16 protein-coding genes are annotated in these 15,661 nt (G+C 62.1%); 4 read left to right on the forward strand and 12 right to left on the reverse strand.

The window, feature by feature from the left end; translation table 11 throughout:
- Positions 1–55: 55 nt before the first annotated feature.
- The 3 genes from dbpA to glnD all read right to left on the reverse strand — a co-directional run bounded on the left by dbpA (position 56) and on the right by glnD (position 5,412).
- The gene (dbpA, locus tag C7I36_RS03840) at positions 56–1,432 is read right to left on the reverse strand and encodes an ATP-dependent RNA helicase DbpA (protein WP_106452412.1); all 1,377 of its coding nucleotides are present in this window, start codon (positions 1,430–1,432) and stop codon (positions 56–58) included.
- A 161-nt stretch (positions 1,433–1,593) separates the two neighbouring features.
- Positions 1,594–2,625 (reverse strand): 2,3,4,5-tetrahydropyridine-2,6-dicarboxylate N-succinyltransferase, encoded by a 1,032-nt coding sequence (gene dapD, locus C7I36_RS03845; RefSeq protein WP_106452413.1) that lies wholly within the window; start codon positions 2,623–2,625, stop codon positions 1,594–1,596.
- Positions 2,626–2,781: 156 nt separating this feature from the next.
- Positions 2,782–5,412 carry a bifunctional uridylyltransferase/uridylyl-removing protein GlnD gene (gene glnD, locus C7I36_RS03850; RefSeq protein ID WP_106452414.1) on the reverse strand — a complete coding sequence of 877 codons (2,631 nt, stop codon included), beginning with the start codon at positions 5,410–5,412 and terminating at the stop codon, positions 2,782–2,784.
- Positions 5,413–5,542: 130 nt separating this feature from the next.
- On the opposite strand from glnD, the gene C7I36_RS03855 reads away from it, so the two are divergent.
- Entirely contained in the window at positions 5,543–6,136 is a 594-nt protein-coding gene (locus tag C7I36_RS03855; RefSeq protein ID WP_106452415.1) for a YqaA family protein, read from the forward strand.
- 1 nt (position 6,137) lies between these two features.
- On the opposite strand, the gene C7I36_RS03860 is transcribed toward C7I36_RS03855, so the two are convergent.
- From C7I36_RS03860 to cspD, 3 genes are all read right to left on the reverse strand, one after another.
- The gene (locus C7I36_RS03860; protein ID WP_106452416.1) at positions 6,138–6,458 is read right to left on the reverse strand and encodes a heavy metal-binding domain-containing protein; all 321 of its coding nucleotides are present in this window, start codon (positions 6,456–6,458) and stop codon (positions 6,138–6,140) included.
- Positions 6,459–6,468: 10 nt separating this feature from the next.
- A complete protein-coding gene (mscL, locus tag C7I36_RS03865; RefSeq protein ID WP_106452417.1) occupies positions 6,469–6,882 on the reverse strand; it encodes a large-conductance mechanosensitive channel protein MscL in 414 nt (137 codons plus the stop codon).
- A 116-nt stretch (positions 6,883–6,998) separates the two neighbouring features.
- Positions 6,999–7,214, reverse strand: a complete 216-nt coding sequence (cspD, locus tag C7I36_RS03870; protein ID WP_106452418.1) for a cold shock domain-containing protein CspD — start codon at positions 7,212–7,214, stop codon at positions 6,999–7,001.
- A 374-nt stretch (positions 7,215–7,588) separates the two neighbouring features.
- Here cspD and clpS point away from each other — a divergent pair, with 374 nt between their 5' ends.
- Entirely contained in the window at positions 7,589–7,906 is a 318-nt protein-coding gene (gene clpS / locus C7I36_RS03875) for an ATP-dependent Clp protease adapter ClpS (RefSeq protein ID WP_106452419.1), read from the forward strand.
- Between the two features lie 50 nt (positions 7,907–7,956).
- Entirely contained in the window at positions 7,957–10,215 is a 2,259-nt protein-coding gene (gene clpA / locus C7I36_RS03880; protein ID WP_106452420.1) for an ATP-dependent Clp protease ATP-binding subunit ClpA, read from the forward strand.
- 159 nt (positions 10,216–10,374) lie between these two features.
- Here clpA and infA read toward each other — a convergent pair whose 3' ends face one another.
- The 4 genes from infA to C7I36_RS03900 all read right to left on the reverse strand — a co-directional run bounded on the left by infA (position 10,375) and on the right by C7I36_RS03900 (position 12,256).
- Entirely contained in the window at positions 10,375–10,593 is a 219-nt protein-coding gene (infA, locus tag C7I36_RS03885; RefSeq protein WP_037439960.1) for a translation initiation factor IF-1, read from the reverse strand.
- A 76-nt stretch (positions 10,594–10,669) separates the two neighbouring features.
- On the reverse strand, positions 10,670–11,374 hold the full coding sequence (locus C7I36_RS03890) for an arginyltransferase (protein ID WP_106452421.1): 705 nt from the start codon (positions 11,372–11,374) through the stop codon (positions 10,670–10,672).
- A complete protein-coding gene (gene aat / locus C7I36_RS03895; protein WP_106452422.1) occupies positions 11,371–12,069 on the reverse strand; it encodes a leucyl/phenylalanyl-tRNA--protein transferase in 699 nt (232 codons plus the stop codon). The genes C7I36_RS03890 and aat overlap by 4 nt, the downstream gene beginning before the upstream one ends.
- 16 nt (positions 12,070–12,085) lie before the next feature.
- Entirely contained in the window at positions 12,086–12,256 is a 171-nt protein-coding gene (locus C7I36_RS03900) for a CopG family transcriptional regulator (protein WP_106452423.1), read from the reverse strand.
- A 108-nt stretch (positions 12,257–12,364) separates the two neighbouring features.
- Here C7I36_RS03900 and dauA point away from each other — a divergent pair, with 108 nt between their 5' ends.
- On the forward strand, positions 12,365–14,107 hold the full coding sequence (dauA, locus tag C7I36_RS03905; protein ID WP_106452424.1) for a C4-dicarboxylic acid transporter DauA: 1,743 nt from the start codon (positions 12,365–12,367) through the stop codon (positions 14,105–14,107).
- Between the two features lie 35 nt (positions 14,108–14,142).
- Here dauA and trxB read toward each other — a convergent pair whose 3' ends face one another.
- A complete protein-coding gene (trxB, locus tag C7I36_RS03910; RefSeq protein WP_106452425.1) occupies positions 14,143–15,102 on the reverse strand; it encodes a thioredoxin-disulfide reductase in 960 nt (319 codons plus the stop codon).
- A gap of 227 nt (positions 15,103–15,329) precedes the next feature.
- Positions 15,330–15,479, reverse strand: a complete 150-nt coding sequence (locus tag C7I36_RS17390) for a hypothetical protein (RefSeq protein WP_181256289.1) — start codon at positions 15,477–15,479, stop codon at positions 15,330–15,332.
- Between the last annotated feature and the right edge of the window lie 182 nt (positions 15,480–15,661).

Below are 15,661 nucleotides of genomic sequence, written 5' to 3' on the forward strand. Positions count from 1 at the left end.
TCTGCTTGGCGGAACCCTCCGCTGCCGGTAGCTAGCTACCATTCGGAACCGTTATTTAGAGCAGCCGGGCCTTGACGCTGCGTCCCTTGATCTTGCCCTGTTGCAACTGCTTGAGCGCCTGGCGGGCCACTTCCCGGTGTACCGCCACATAGGACTGCAGTTCGGTAATGTCTATCTTGCCCACCTGGTGGCCGGCGATGCCCGCCTCGCCGGTAAGGGCGCCGAGGATGTCGCCGGCGCGGATCTTGGTTTTGCGGCCGCCGGCGATATTGAGGGTGACCATCTTCGGCTGGCGCGGAGCGGCGCCCGCATCAAGCCCGTCCAGGCGGGCCCGGGGGAGGGCTGCCTGCTGGAATTCCTCAATCAGTGACAGCCGGTAGCCGTCGGCGGGGCTGGCCAGGGTCAGGGCCAGGCCCTGCTGGCCGGCACGGCCGGTACGGCCGACCCGGTGTACATGGGCCTGGGGGTCCTGGCTGACTTCATAGTTGACCACCATCGCCAGCTCCTTGATATCCAGTCCACGGGCGGCCACGTCGGTGGCCACCAGCACGTTGGCGCTGCCGTTGGCGAAGCGGACCAGCACCTGATCCCGCTCCCGCTGCTCCAGATCGCCGTTCAGGGACAGGGCAGCGAACCCCAGGGTGTTCAGATGATCAGCCACCGCCTGGCAACTGCGCTTGGTATTGCAAAACACCACGCAGGAGGCGGGCGCGTGATGGCCGAGCAGGGCGGCCAGGGCGGACAAGCGCTGATCCGCCGCCACCTCGATGCACTGCTGGACAATGGCCTCGGGGTGAACGCTTTCCTGCACCGCGACCCGGGCGGGGTGGCGCAGCAGGCCCTGGCTGATGGCGTCCATGCCGTCCGGGTAGGTGGCCGAGAACAGCAGGGTCTGGCGCTCCCGGGGAGCGCCGGCCACCACCCGGTGGATATCGTCGGCAAAGCCCATGTCGAGCATGCGGTCCGCCTCGTCCAGCACCAGGGTAGTGAGGGCATCCAGCCTGAGGGTGCCCTTGTCCAGGTGTTTGAGCACCCGTCCCGGGGTGCCGACCACAATATGCACGCCGCCGGCCAGGGCCGTGAGCTGGGGGCCGTTGGGCGAGCCGCCGCACAGGGTGACCAGGCGCACATTGGCCAGGGTCCTGGCCAGGCGGCGCAGTTCCCGGGCGACCTGATCCGCCAGCTCCCGGGTCGGGCACAGCACCAGGGCCTGCACCGCGAGCAGGGTGGGATCCAGGCGTGACAGCAGACCCAGGCCAAAGGCGACGGTTTTGCCGCTGCCGGTGCTGGCCTGGGCAATCAGATCGCGACCGTCCAGCACCAGGGGCAGGCTCTGGGCCTGGATGGGGGTCATGCGGATGTATTCCAGGCTGGCCAGGTTGGCGATCAGCGCCGGGGCCAGGGGCAGGGCGGAAAATTCGGTATGGTTCACGGCAGGCTCTTGATATCGGTAAAAGGGATCGCCGGCAGGCGGTCGCGCATCATAGCAGAAAAAGCCGCTGGACTGCGGTTTTTTGCAGCGGCCATGGCCGTGTCCGGAGAAAGAAAGAGGAGGAAAGAGGGCGACCGGAGCCGCCCTTGGCCGGAGCCGGCTTAGTTGTGCTTGTGCAGCTCTGCGTTCAGTTCGACCGCGGACTTGTTGGTTTTCACCTCGATGCGGCCGTTCTGGGAATTGCGGCGGAACAGCAGGTCGTTCTTGCCGGCCAGATCGGCAGCCTTGACGGTTTGCACTTCGTTGTTCTTGTCATCCAGTACCGTGACTTTTGAACCGGCGGTGATGTAGAGGCCGGATTCGACGGTGCAGCGATCGCCCAGGGGAATGCCCAGGCCGGCGTTGGCGCCCAGCAGGCAGCCCTCGCCCACGGAGATGACGATATTGCCGCCGCCGGACAGGGTGCCCATGGTGGAGCAGCCGCCGCCCAGGTCGGAACCGTTGCCCACCACCACACCGGCGGAGATACGGCCTTCGACCATGCTTACGCCCAGGGTGCCGGCGTTGAAGTTGATGAAGCCTTCGTGCATGACGGTGGTGCCTTCACCCACATGGGCGCCCAGGCGGATGCGGGAGGCGTCGCCGATGCGCACGCCGGCCGGGACCACGTAGTCGGTCATTTTGGGGAACTTGTCGACGGAGTTGACGCTGAGGGTACGGCCCTGGGCGCGTGCCAGCAGTTGGCGGCGCGGCAGCTCGTCCACCGCGATGGCGCCTTCGCTGGTCCAGGCCACGTTGGGCAACAGGCCAAACATGCCGGCCAGGTTCAGGCCGTGGGGTTTGACCAGGCGGTGGGAGAGCAGGGCCAGCTTGAGGTAGACCTCGGCGGTGCTGGCGGGGGCGGCGTCGGTTTCGAGCAGGGTGACCACCAGCGGCTGGCGGGTGCCGGCCAGCACTTCGACTACCTCGGCCTGGGCCTTGGCGTCCACCGACAGGAAGGCGGCTTCCAGATCTTTCAGCTGGGCCGGGTCGATTTCGATGGCCGCGTTGCCGCCCTGGTAGCCGATCTTGGCGGCCACCGCGCCGATCAATGCGTCGTCGGCATTCAGCAGCGGCTGGTTGTAGTAAACCTCCAGCCATTCCCCTTTGGCGGACTTGGTGCCCACACCCAGACCGAAAGCAAAGTTTGCCATCCTGTTCACTCCATTAATTGGTTTGCATACCTAATCGGCTGTCGCACGGCGGCCAGCCGGTGTAAATCCGTTGCAGGCCGAGCGGGCGGCTTGCACCACGGTTCGGCGAAGCATTCGGCCGATCCGTTTCTTAATTCAAAACTGGCGCATCTTTTATCATATTTTGCCGCCCCGGTTCAGCTCGGCGACCAACTTTTCTCGCAACAGCGCCTGTTCCTGCTCACTTAATGGCCGATCCTCGCTGTTGGTGAGGCTGAAAAAGTCCTCTACCCGTTCGCCGATGGTGGTGATTTTGGCGGCGTGCAGGTTGATGCCGAGCCGGCTGAATACGGCGCCGATGCGGGCCAGCAGGCCGGGGGTATCAAGGGCCACCAGTTCCATCAGGGTACGTTTGTGCAGCCGCTGGGGCTGCAGAAAGTGTACCTGGGTGCGTACCTTGAATTCCCGGTGCCGGCGGGAAGGGGGGCGGATGCGTATGGTGGGGGGCTGGCCGCTGCCGAGCACCTCGCCGAGATCACGACACACGTCGCCAAGCCGGTCACCGCTCACCGGTTGGCCGTCCGGCTCCAGCACGATGAAGGTATCCAGGGCGAAGCCGTCCTTGGAGGTCATGATCTGGGCGTCGTGGATATTGAGGTTCTTCTGATCCAGCGCCGCGGCTACCCGGCCGAACAGGTTGGGCGAGTCGGGACTGTAGATGAACAGCTCGCTGCCGCCGCGGCCGGGCTGCTGGCTGATTTGCACCAGGGGGCGGCGGTCGTCGCCGTGGGCCAGAATATGGCGGCTGTGCCAGGCAATTTGCTCGGGAGTGTGGCGCAGGAAATAGTCTGCCGGAAACCGGCTCCACAGGGGCTTGATGCGCTCCGCAGGGGTGTCCAGGTGTTCCAGCAGCAGGCGGGCCTGCAGCTTGTTTTCGCGGATACGCAGGCGCAGGTCGGGGGGATTTTCCAGGCCCCGGCGCAGTGCCTTTTGGGTAGCGAAGTAGAGTTCGCGCAGCAGGCTGCCTTTCCAGTCGTTCCACAGGTGGTCGTTGGTGGCACAGATGTCCGCCACCGTCAGGCAATAAAGGTAGTCCAGGTGCAGCTCGTCCCGCACCTGGGTGGCGAACTCGCGGATCACCTCAGGATCATAGATGTCGCGGCGCTGGGCGGTCACCGACATCAGCAGGTGCTGGCGCACCAGCCAGGACACCAGCCGGGCGTCGGATTTGTCCAGATCGTGGCGCAGGCAGAAATCGAGGGCATCCTCGGCGCCCAGCTCCGAGTGGTCGCCGCCCCGGCCCTTGGCGATGTCGTGGAACAGCGCGGCGAGGTAGAGCAGCTCGGGCTTGCGCAGCCGGTTGGTGATTTCGAAGCACAGGGGGTGGCTGCGCTTGCCGCCGGGCTCGCGGAACTGGTAGATGTTTTTCAGCAGCCGGTGGGTGTGTTCGTCGACCGGATAGGCGTGGAACATGTCGAACTGCATCTGGCCCACTATCTTGCTCCACTGGGGCAGGTAGGCGGCGAGGATGCCGTAGCGGTGCATCAGGGTCAGGGCCAGATCGGCGCCTCTGGGATGGCGCACCAGCATCAGGAACAGCCGGCGGCAGTCGGCCCGTTCGCACAGAAATCCGGGCAGGCGGCGGCGGGCGTCGCGCAGCTGGCGCAGGGTGGTGGAGTAGATGCCGGTGATCTGGGGGTTGGCGGCCACCTGGTAGAACAGCCGCAGGATGGCGGCGGGCTCTTCCCGGAACAGCTCGGCACGGACCACGTCGATCAGCCGGCCGCGCAGGCGGAATTCGGGAGTGAGCATCTTCACGTCCATGGCGATGTGCCCGAGGATGGCCTCGTCGAACAACTGCAACAGCATTTCGTTGAGTTCGGCGACCCGTCGTACCGTCTGGTAGAAGCGTTTCATCATCTGTTCGATGGGTTCGTTGCCCTCGCCGGCAAAGCCGAGGGCGGTGGCCACCGCCCGCTGGCGGTCGAACAGCAGCCGGTTGTCGGCCCGATGGATCGCCATGTGCAGGGCAAAGCGCAGTTTCCACAGGAAATTCTGGCAGTCGAGCAGTTCCCGGTATTCGGCCCGGCTGAGGAAGCCATGGCTGACCATTTCGCTCAGGGTGGCGGCGCCGAAGTGGCGGCGGGCCACCCAGCTGATGGTCTGGATATCGCGCAGGCCGCCGGGGCTGCTCTTGATGTCCGGCTCCAGTTTATAGCTGGTGTCCTGGAACTGGCGGTGGCGATCCTCCTGCTCCTGGCGCTTGGCTTCGAAAAAGGCCTGGCTGGGCCAGAAACGGTCCGGCGCCGTGGCCCGGGTGAGGGCCGCGAAGGTGTCGTAGCAGCCGGTGATAAGGCGGGCCTCGATCAGGTTGGTGGCCACGGTGATGTCCTTTTCCCCTTCCTCCACGCATTCGGCCACCGAGCGCACGCTGTGGCCCACCTCCAGGTGCAGATCCCACAGCAGGGTGATAAAGCGGCCGATACGCTCCTCCAGCTCGGCGCTGGCGGGGGCGTTGCTCAGGATCAGCAGGTCGATGTCCGAATAGGGGTGCAGCTCGCCACGGCCATAGCCTCCCACCGCCACCAATGCCAGGCTGGCATCCCGATCCAGGCCATGGCGGTGCCACAGGCCGGTGAGCAACTGGTCCATATGCTGGGAGCGGGTGGTGACCAGCTCGATGATGTCGTCCCCGGCGTTGAAGCGTTGTTCCAGCCATTCCTGCAGGCGGGCCAGGATTTCCTTGCATTTTGGCAGATCCAGTTGGTCGGGGGAGAGCAGGGCCGGGGCGAGCAGGCTGGCGTCCATAAGCGGGTATTCCTTGTGTGTGGGGGCGTTGTTACGTTAACAAAGTCGGCCCCGGGGGGAAAGTGCGCAGGCTTGGGGGCGGTGGCGCTTGTTGCTATGATGCCGGACCGGGTATCCACGGAGTTCGCTCATGACCGCACCTTCTTCCTCCCTGCCCCCCTGGATTGGCCGTTTTACCGGCTCCGCCTGGCTGTTGCCGGTACTCTTTGTCGCCTCCCTGCTGGAGGCGTTGATCATTCCCATTCCCCTGGAACTTATCCTGATCCCGCTGTTGTTGATGGAGCGCCGGCGCGCCTGGTTGCTGGCGACCGTGACCCTGGCGGGCTGCCTGGCCGGCGCCCTGATCGGCTATCTGTTCGGGGCCTGGCTGTTCGACAGCCTGGGCCAGTGGCTGCTGGCCCGGCTGGGCGCGGCGGAGGCATTCGACCAGTTCGGCCTGACCCTGGCGGAGGACGGCTTTATGGCGATCATCATCGTCGGGGTGACGCCGGTTCCCTTTCAGGTGGCGATGCTGGCGGCGGGGGCGGGAGAGTATCCGCTGGGGCTGTTTTTGCTGGCCTCGGCCATTGCCCGGGGGATCCGCTACTACGGCCTGGCGGCGCTGGTAATGCTGGTGGGGGAGCGGGCACAGGGACTGTGGCGGCGCCATGCCGGTTTGCTTGGCCTGGGGATGCTCGGCCTGGCGCTGCTCGGTTATGGCGTCAGCCGCTGGCTGACGCCCTGAGTCATTCCACGATCACGGCGGTGCCGCTGGCCGACACCATCAGCATGCCGTTGTTCTGGCCCATCACCTCGTAGTCGAGGTCGATGCCGACCACGGCGTTGGCGCCGAGTGCCCGGGCCTTTTGTTCCAGTTCCTGCAGGGCGATGTCCCGGGCCCGTTGCAGTTCCCGCTCGTAGGTGCCGGAGCGCCCGCCTACCAGGTCGCGAATGCCGGCGAACAGATCCTTGAACAGGTTGGCGCCGAGAATGGCCTCGCCGGCCACCACGCCGCAGTATTTGCGGATGCGTTTGCCTTCGATGGAGGGGGTTGTGGTCAGATCCATGGTCACTCCGTTATGACTGGCGTTTGAGCAAATCGCGGATTTCGGCCAGCAACTGTTCTTCCCGGCTGGGCGGCGGCGGGCTCGCCGGTTCGGCCGGCGCCGCTTCCGCCCGGCGCTTGAGCCGGTTGATGGCCTTGATCAGCATGAAGATAGCGAAGGCGACGATGGTGAAATCCAGCACCGTCTGCAGGAAATTGCCGTAGGACAGGGTGACCGCCGGCAGGTCTCCCGAGGCCTCCTTGAGAACGACGGCAAGGTCGGAAAAATCGACGCCGCCGATCAGCATACCCAGGGGAGGCATGATGACGTCGTTGACCAGGGAGGAGACTATCTTGCCGAACGCCGCCCCTATGATGATGCCCACCGCCATGTCGACGACATTGCCCTTGACGGCGAATTCCCTGAATTCCTTGATGATGCTCATGGTTGTGCTCGCGGATACGGATGAAAGGAGACTTAAGTGTAGCGGCTGTTGGCGGAGCGGGAGAAGGGGCGGCCACCGCCCCTGGGTTATCAGGATATGGGCTATCCCGTGCTTTATTATACTGGTTGGCCTTCGGGCTCTATGCGGGTGGCATGATTGCCCTTGGGGCCTTCCTGGATGTCGTATCGAACGACCTGGCCCGCCTTGAGGGTTCTGTATCCTTCCATCTGGATGGTGGAAAAATGGGCGAATACATCCTCGCCGCCTTCCGCCGGACAGATAAAACCAAATCCCTTTGCGTTGTTAAACCACTTCACCGTACCGGTTGCCATACATCTGCATCCTTTTTGCTCAAACATCCTAAACAACATTGAGTAATTGGCAGCAGCCAATTATAACTACGGGCGATTTTCCGCCGGATGCGGCAGCCAAGGGAAAGCCCCAAACGAGGCTTTACACCCTGGTTACCAATCAACCACTCTAGTCTAACTTTATGGGTAGTCAAGCCCTGATTGGCCGCTGCTATCACGGTCGCCATGGGGCCCCGGGCTATTGACAGCAGCCGCTCAGGCGGTAGTGTGGAGGTGAGGGCCGGATGGCCGTTTCCATGCCGGCGTCGCCCGGCGGCAAGCACTGGAAATGCGCGGAAGGCGGCCGTTGCCGACCTTCTGTAGCACGATTCGGAACCGTGATTTAGAGTAAATATATGGGCAGGAGAACTCAGCAGACCGTCGGTGATCGGGTAAAAGAGGTGGAAGAAACTGCGTTGCAGCCCCCTCCTATGTACAAGGTCATCTTGAATAACGACGACTACACCCCCATGGATTTTGTTGTGGAGGTGCTGCAAAAATTCTTTGCCATGGACATGGACAAGGCCACGCAGGTGATGCTGGCGGTACATTATCAGGGGAAAGGGATCTGCGGTCTGTTTACCGCGGAAATTGCAGAAACCAAGGTAGCGCAAGTGAACAAGTTTGCCCGTACGCATGAGCATCCGCTGTTGTGTACCATGGAGCAGGCATGAAGTAGATACCCGCCGTAACGGGTCACCGCAGTTTCTTAGGGGAGGTGCCTATGTTGAACAAAGATCTAGAGAGCACGTTGAACGACGCTTTCAACGAAGCCCGTCGATCTCGCCACGAGTTTATGACGGTGGAGCACCTGTTACTCGCCCTGCTGAACAACCCGTCGGCCAGAGAGGCCCTGACGGCCTGCGGCGCCGACCTGGAACAGCTGCGCCGTGAAACCTACAGCTTTATTGAACAGACCACGCCCCTGATCCCGGTGGGCGACGACGAGCTCGAAACCCAGCCTACCCTCGGCTTCCAGCGGGTGCTGCAACGGGCCGTGTTCCATGTGCAGTCTTCCGGCAATGCGGAGGTGACCGGTGCCAACGTACTGGTGGCCATCTTCAGCGAGCAGGAATCCCAGGCGGCCTATCTGCTGAAAAAGGCGGGCGTGGGCCGGCTCGACGTGGTCAACTTCCTGTCTCATGGTATCCGCAAGGACGGCCAGCAGGAAGAAGCGCCTTCATCCCAGCAACAGGAAGAGGGCGGCGAGGAAGCCGCCGGCAGCCAGGCCGAGGGCTTTGTCATCAACCTCAATCAGTGGGTGAAGGAAGGTCGCATCGATCCGCTGATCGGCCGGGATCAGGAACTCAACCGTACCATCCAGGTACTGTGCCGCCGGCGCAAGAACAACCCGCTGCTGGTGGGCGAGGCCGGGGTGGGGAAAACCGCCATCGCCGAAGGGCTGGCCTATCGCATTGTGCACAAGGATGTCCCCGAGATCATCGCCGACAGTACCATCTATTCCCTCGACATGGGCTCGCTGCTGGCGGGCACCAAATACCGGGGCGATTTCGAGAAACGCTTCAAGGCCCTGCTCAAGCAGTTCGAAAAGCAAAAGGGCGCCATCCTGTTCATCGATGAAATCCACACCATCATCGGTGCCGGTGCTGCGTCCGGCGGCCAGCTGGATGCGGCCAACCTGTTGAAACCCTTACTGTCCAGCGGCCAGATCCGCTGTGTCGGCTCGACCACCTACCAGGAATACAGCCAGATCTTCGAGAAGGACAGGGCACTGGCGCGCCGTTTCCAGAAGATCGACATCCTGGAGCCTTCGGTGGACGACACCACCAAGATACTGCTGGGCCTGAAAAGCCGCTATGAATCGCACCACGATGTGCGCTACACCAACAAGGCGATCCGGGCTGCCGCCGAGCTGGCGGCCAAGTACATCAACGATCGCCATTTGCCGGACAAGGCCATCGACGTGATTGACGAAGCCGGCGCCCAGGTGCGCATGCTGCCGCCGTCCAAACGCAAGAAGACCATCGGCGTCGGCGACATCGAGGCCATCGTCGCCAAGATTGCCCGCATCCCGGAGAAATCCGTGTCCAGCTCGGACAAGGAGGCCCTGAAGAATCTGGAGCCCAATCTCAAGATGGTGGTGTTCGGTCAGGACAAGGCCATCTCGGTGCTGACCGACGCCATTCGCCTGAGCCGTTCAGGCCTTGGCAACGAAAAGCGGCCCATCGGCTCCTTCCTGTTCGCCGGTCCGACCGGGGTGGGCAAGACCGAGGTCACCCAGCAACTGGCGCGGATCCTCGGCATCGAGCTTATCCGTTTCGACATGTCCGAGTATATGGAGTCCCATACGGTGTCTCGTTTGATCGGGGCGCCCCCCGGGTATGTGGGCTTTGATCAGGGCGGTCTGCTCACCGATGCGGTGATCAAGCATCCCCACGCCGTGGTGCTGCTCGACGAGATAGAAAAAGCACACCCGGATGTGTTCAACCTGCTGCTGCAGGTGATGGACAACGGTACCCTCACCGACAACAACGGCCGCAAGGCGGATTTCCGCAATGTGATACTGGTGATGACCACCAACGCCGGGGTGCAGGAAACGGTGCGCAAGTCCATCGGCTTCCAGCAACAGGACCACAGCCACGATGCCATGACCGAAATCAACCGCACCTTTGCGCCCGAGTTCCGCAACCGCCTCGACCATATCATCTGGTTCAACCACCTGGATATGGAAGTGATACACAGGGTGGTCGACAAGTTCATCGTCGAGCTGCAGGCCCAGCTGGACGCCAAGGGGGTGTCGATGGAGGTCAGCGAGCAGGCCCGCCACTGGCTGGCGGAAAAGGGCTACGACAGGGCCATGGGCGCCCGTCCCATGGGCCGGGTGATCCAGGAACAGCTGAAAAAGCCGCTGGCCAACGAGCTGTTGTTCGGTGAGCTGGTGGGGGGCGGTGCGGTCAGGGTAACGCTGGAGGACGACAAGTTGCACTTCGACTTCCAGGCCGAGGCCTCGCTGGCCCACTGACGCCCGCAACCGTCAGCATATTGCCCAGCGCCTGCCAAGGTGCTGGGCATTTTTCTTCCAAGAGGAAAATGCCTGACGGGGTGGGCGAAACGGCTCGCCCGGGATACAGCTGGCGCGAGCGGCAGCCGTGGTACAAGGATTGGAAGCGGGGCGAACGGATTAGCGAGCGCGGAAAACGATACGTCCCTTGGACAGATCGTAAGGAGTCAGTTGGACAGTGACCTTGTCGCCGGTCAGGATGCGGATGTAGTTTTTGCGCATTTTGCCGGAGATGTGAGCGGTGACCACATGGCCATTTTCCAGCTCAACGCGAAACATGGTGTTGGGCAGGGTTTCCAGAATGGTCCCCTGCATTTCAATACTGTCTTCTTTAGCCATTGAGTCCTCTTGTTGATGCAGGCAATAAAAACGGCAGGGATCATGCCGGATTTCGCCCCGGGTGTAAAGTTTCCGCTCAGTCTTTCATCGCCTGCCACTGGCCGGCCACCAGCCGCTGGTGTGGGCGAAAATGCTGCTTGTAGTTCATCTTGCGGCAGCCGTCGACCTGATAGCCCAGATACAGCCAGTGTTTGTGTAGTTGCCGGGCCAGCTGCCACTGGCTGAGGATGGCAAAGGTGCCCAGGGATCTGTGCTCCTCGGCAGGGTCGTAATAGGTGTACATGGCGCTGAGCGACCGGCTCAGCAGATCGGTGACCGCCACGGCCACCAGCCGCTCCGCCAGGCGGAATTCAAGAAATACCGGCGGCAGCCAGTGGCACAGCAGGAAGCCATCGTATTGCTGGCGGCTGGCCGGATACATGGCGCCGTCCCGGTGGCGCTCGTTGATGTAGCTTTGGTAGAGGAGGAAATATTCGGGTTTATCCTGCTCGCTGACCCGGACCTCGAGATCCCGGTTTTGGCGCAGTATGCGTTTCTGGCTGCGGCTGGGTACGAAATCGGCCACCGGAATGCGCAGCGATTCGCAGGCCTGGCACGCCTGGCAGTGGGGACGGTAGATGTCGGCGCCGCTGCGGCGAAACCCCGCAGCCAGCAGGCGTTCGTAACCCTCGGGACAGAGCAGTTCCTTGTCGAGCAGCACCAGCAATTGCTCCAGCCTGCCCGGCAGGTAGCTGCAAGGATGCTTGGGGGTCAGTCCCACCTTCAGATTGACTTCCCTCATAGCGTCAACTCACCCGGTTGCCAGCACGAAACGGAGATTGGCTGTTGCTGCAGCTCTTTGAGTTTACGCAAGAAGCGGTCGCGGGGCCAGGCGGTCACACCCAGGCTCATCAGATGGGGATTGGGCAACTGGCAGTCGATAAGCCGGCCGCCCTGGGCCGCAAAGTGACGGCACAGGGCGAGCATGGCCAGCTTGGCGCCGTTATCGACCAGGTTGAACATGGATTCGCCGCAAAACAATTGCCCGAGGCCAATCCCATAGAGGCCGGCAACCAGGGTGTCATCCTGCCAGACCTCGAGGGAGTGGGCATGTCCCAGCCGGTGCAGCCGGCAGTAGGCCTGTTCAATGGCTGGCGTGATCCAGGTGCCCTGGCGAGCTTCTCGCTGGGCCCGGCACTGATGGATGACCTCATCAAAGGCCAGGTTGACGCTCAGCCGGTAGCGGCCGCGACGGGCCAGCTTGGCCAGGCTGCGGCTGACATGGAGCCTATCGGGTTCGAGTACGGCGCGGGGGTTGGGTGACCACCACAGCAGCGGCTGGCTGTTGTCGAACCAGGGAAAGATACCCATGCGGTAGGCCAGCAACAACCTGGGCGGACTCAGGTCGCCGCCGATGGCCAGCAGGCCCTCCGGCTCTGCCAGGGCCTGCGCCGGATCCGGAAACCACAGCCGTTCATCCAGTTGGGTCAGGTACATGCTTGCTCCTGCTTGCTCAGGAAGAGCCCGGTTGCCAGTTTTTGCCGGTTTTCTGCTCGATATATTCACGGATGAACTGGCGTACTTTCTGGGAGGGCGTGACGTCTTCTTCGGCGCACAGTTGTTCGAACAGGGCTTTCTTGCGGGGATCGATAAGCAGGGTGAGACGTGCGGTTCGCTGTTCCATGATGCCTCCGGTCTATCTTGAAATATGTTAATCATATTAACATTGAATGAGTGCTTGATGAGAATATAATCAGGGAAGGATACCAGTGCAACCTGCCGCGGAGCCCTTATGTCACATCGTGCCCACCTGTTTTCCCTGCGTATCGGCCATGCCTTGCGCGAGAGCTGCCTGCAAGAGCCCTATGGCGGCCGGCGGTTTGCGCGCGATCTGCTGGCCGGGGTCACGGTCGGCATCATCGCCATTCCACTGGCCATGGCGCTGGCCATCGCCAGCGGAGTGGCCCCTCAATACGGTTTGTATACCGCCATTATCGCCGGCTTTGTGATTGCCCTTACCGGTGGCTCACGGCTGAGTATCTCGGGGCCGACGGCGGCCTTTGTGGTGATCCTCTATCCCATTGCTCAGCAGTATGGGCTGGGTGGCTTGCTGCTGGCGACCCTGATGTCAGGGATACTGCTGATCATGATGGCCGTGGCCCGCCTGGGACGGTTGATTGAGTACATTCCCGATTCGGTCACCCTGGGATTTACCGGGGGTATCGCCGTGGTGATAGCCACCCTGCAAATAAAGGATTTTTTCGGGCTGTCAGTGACGATCCTGCCCGAACACTTTATCGGTAAGTTATCCGTCCTGGCCGGCCATCTGCCCGGCTGGCACTGGCCCAGCCTGCTGGTCGCCTTGCTCACCCTGGCGGTGATGCTGCTGTGGCCCCGGCTGAAAACGGGAGTGCCGGCGCACCTGCCGGCGGTGGTATTGGCCAGTCTGGCTACCTGGCTGCTCAACCAGCAGGGGCTGGGCATAGAGACCATCAGCAGCCGCTTCAGTTACCAATTGGCCGACGGCAGCAGTGGCCCGGGCATCCCCCCGGTACTGCCGGAACTGGTCATGCCCTGGTTGCAGCCGGGGCCTGCTGGCGAGCCCCTGGTGCCAAGCTGGCAATTGGCCCGGGATTTGCTGCCGGCTGCCTTTGCCATCGCCATGCTGGGAGCGATTGAATCCTTGCTGTGTGCCGTGGTACTGGATGGCATGACCGGCAAGCGCCACAGTGCCAACAGCGAACTGCTGGGGCAGGGCATAGGCAACCTGATCGCGCCCTTTTTTGGCGGTATCACCGCCACCGCCGCCATCGCCCGCTCGGCCGCCAACGTCAAGGCCGGGGCAGAAACGCCGGTGGCGGCCATGGTGCATGCTGTGGTGGTGCTGGCGGGGCTGGTGCTGCTGGCGCCCTGGCTGGCCTGGCTGCCGATGCCGGCCATGGCCGCCCTGCTGCTGGTGGTGGCCTGGAACATGAGCGAGGCTCACAAGGCGGTGCATTTGTTCAGGACAGCGCCGGTGGGCGATATTCTGGTTTTTCTGACCTGCTTTTCCCTCACCATACTGTTCGATATGGTTATTGCCATTACCGCCGGTGTGCTGGTGGCGGCGGTGCTGTTCATGAAAGATATCGCCGAGATGACCCGGATCACCGATATTTCAGCCCAGCGCCGCTGGCTGGATGCTCCGCTGCCTCCGGACTGGGCGGTGTTCAAGATCAACGGGCCGCTGTTCTTTGCTGCCGCCGATCGGGTATTTGGCGAACTGGCCGGGCTGAGCCGGGGACACAGGGGAGTGGTGCTGTATATGGACGGGGTCTCCATTCTGGATGCGGGCGGGCTGGCGGCGTTGAACCGTTTTGTGGCGTTGTGCCGAAAAGAAGGGATTGCGGTCATGGTTGCCGACCTGCAATTCCAGCCGCTCAAGACCCTGGCCCGGGCGGGGGTGCAGCCGGAGCCCGGCGTCTTGTCTTTTCACCCGACCCTGCGGGAGGCGCTGGAGCAGTTGAACGCGATGGAAAACCCAACAACAGCCTGAAATAAGGAAGGGGGCGACAAGCGCCCCCTGAGTCTTCAGCCCTTGCCCAGGGCATCCAGATAGCGCTCGGCGTCCAGCGCCGCCATGCAGCCGGTGCCGGCAGAGGTAATGGCCTGGCGATAGATGTGATCCATCACGTCGCCGGCGGCGAACACGCCCTCTATGCTGGTTTGGGTGGCGTTGCCGTGCAGGCCGGACTGCACCCTGAGGTAGCCGTTTTCCATCTCCAGCTGTCCCTCGAAAATACCGGTATTGGGCTGGTGGCCGATGGCGATGAATACACCGGCCAGCTCCAGTTGTTCGGTGGCGTCGCTCCGGGTATCTTTCAGCCGGATCCCGGTCACGCCCATGTCATCGCCCAGCACTTCTTCCAGGGTACGGTGAGTGTGCAGCACTATGTTGCCGTTGTTGACCTTGTCCATCAGCCGGTCGAGCAGGATTTTTTCTGAACGGAACTGATCCCGGCGGTGCACCAAATGTACCTCGGCGGCGATGTTGGAAAGGTACAGGGCCTCTTCCACGGCGGTGTTGCCGCCGCCTACCACGGCAACCTTCTGGTTGCGGTAGAAAAAGCCATCGCAGGTGGCGCAGGCCGACACGCCCCGGCCCTGGAAGGCTTCTTCCGAGGGCAGGCCCAGGTACTTGGCGGAAGCGCCGGTGGCGATGATGAGGGCATCACAGCTGTATTCGCCGGTATCGCCCTTCAGGCGGAAGGGGCGCTGGGTCAGCTCCACGGTGTGAATATGGTCGAAGATGATCTCGGTCTCAAAGCGCTCCGCGTGAGCCTTCATGCGCTCCATCAAGGCCGGGCCGGTGAGACCTTCCGCGTCGCCGGGCCAGTTTTCCACTTCCGTAGTGGTGGTCAGCTGGCCGCCTTGCTGAATTCCGGTAACCAGCACAGGGTTCAGGTTGGCCCTGGCCGCATAGACGGCGGCGGTATAACCCGCGGGGCCCGACCCCAGAATAAGCAGTTTGGCGTGTTTGGCTTGGCTCATGTGATTCTCCAACCTTGGCAATGGGGCAGAATGATGTGGCCCCGATTGTAGGGGATAGGGGGTGGGGAATAAAGGACAACAAAGCGATTGCGCCAATCGGCTGGGCCGAAAACCAGCGTCGTTCGACGCCGGGGCTTGGGATTCAGTGTTATAACGAATAGTTATGCAATATAACCACCAGTAGGGCCACGCCCCGGAATGAGGGAGAAGTGGCGGATAAATCCCTGTTATTGACCGTGAGGAAGGGACTTTATCCAGGCGGTAGGCGGCAGGTTGAAGTCTTGCTGGAGAAATATTCCATATGGCTTCACATGAAACTTTTTAAGCATATTAACAGGAAAAATGCCTGGGTGATGGCCAAAAAATTCACGTTTCATACTTTTCCTGCGGAAATGGCAAACACATGTGCTGTTCGTGTCGGGTTTATCATGTTAAGCTACTGGTTAGTTATTTTTGTATATATAATCACTTTTTTCAGTTTTTTATCTTGCCCATCCGTCCGCTGGCCGGACGTCGGCAAGCGGGGAGAAAGGGTGGCAACAATAAAGGGCTTCTTGCA

It is taken from the genome of Zobellella taiwanensis (assembly GCF_003012795.1).
Taxonomy (GTDB): Bacteria; Pseudomonadota; Gammaproteobacteria; order Enterobacterales; family Aeromonadaceae; genus Oceanimonas; species Oceanimonas taiwanensis.

What these genes read in the sequence shown, in the direction of transcription:
- mscL (WP_106452417.1), bottom strand. Translation starts at nt 6,882, where the DNA reads ATGAGCATCATCAAGGAATTCAGGGAATTCGCCGTCAAGGGCAATGTC.
- infA (WP_037439960.1), bottom strand. Translation starts at nt 10,593, where the DNA reads ATGGCTAAAGAAGACAGTATTGAAATGCAGGGGACCATTCTGGAAACC.
- clpA (WP_106452420.1), top strand. Translation starts at nt 7,957, where the DNA reads ATGTTGAACAAAGATCTAGAGAGCACGTTGAACGACGCTTTCAACGAA.
- aat (WP_106452422.1), bottom strand. Translation starts at nt 12,069, where the DNA reads ATGTACCTGACCCAACTGGATGAACGGCTGTGGTTTCCGGATCCGGCG.
- dauA (WP_106452424.1), top strand. Translation starts at nt 12,365, where the DNA reads ATGTCACATCGTGCCCACCTGTTTTCCCTGCGTATCGGCCATGCCTTG.
- C7I36_RS03855 (WP_106452415.1), top strand. Translation starts at nt 5,543, where the DNA reads ATGACCGCACCTTCTTCCTCCCTGCCCCCCTGGATTGGCCGTTTTACC.
- trxB (WP_106452425.1), bottom strand. Translation starts at nt 15,102, where the DNA reads ATGAGCCAAGCCAAACACGCCAAACTGCTTATTCTGGGGTCGGGCCCC.
- C7I36_RS03890 (WP_106452421.1), bottom strand. Translation starts at nt 11,374, where the DNA reads ATGAGGGAAGTCAATCTGAAGGTGGGACTGACCCCCAAGCATCCTTGC.
- C7I36_RS17390 (WP_181256289.1), bottom strand. Translation starts at nt 15,479, where the DNA reads ATGAAACGTGAATTTTTTGGCCATCACCCAGGCATTTTTCCTGTTAAT.
- C7I36_RS03900 (WP_106452423.1), bottom strand. Translation starts at nt 12,256, where the DNA reads ATGGAACAGCGAACCGCACGTCTCACCCTGCTTATCGATCCCCGCAAG.
- cspD (WP_106452418.1), bottom strand. Translation starts at nt 7,214, where the DNA reads ATGGCAACCGGTACGGTGAAGTGGTTTAACAACGCAAAGGGATTTGGT.
- clpS (WP_106452419.1), top strand. Translation starts at nt 7,589, where the DNA reads ATGGGCAGGAGAACTCAGCAGACCGTCGGTGATCGGGTAAAAGAGGTG.
- C7I36_RS03860 (WP_106452416.1), bottom strand. Translation starts at nt 6,458, where the DNA reads ATGGATCTGACCACAACCCCCTCCATCGAAGGCAAACGCATCCGCAAA.
- dapD (WP_106452413.1), bottom strand. Translation starts at nt 2,625, where the DNA reads ATGGCAAACTTTGCTTTCGGTCTGGGTGTGGGCACCAAGTCCGCCAAA.
- glnD (WP_106452414.1), bottom strand. Translation starts at nt 5,412, where the DNA reads ATGGACGCCAGCCTGCTCGCCCCGGCCCTGCTCTCCCCCGACCAACTG.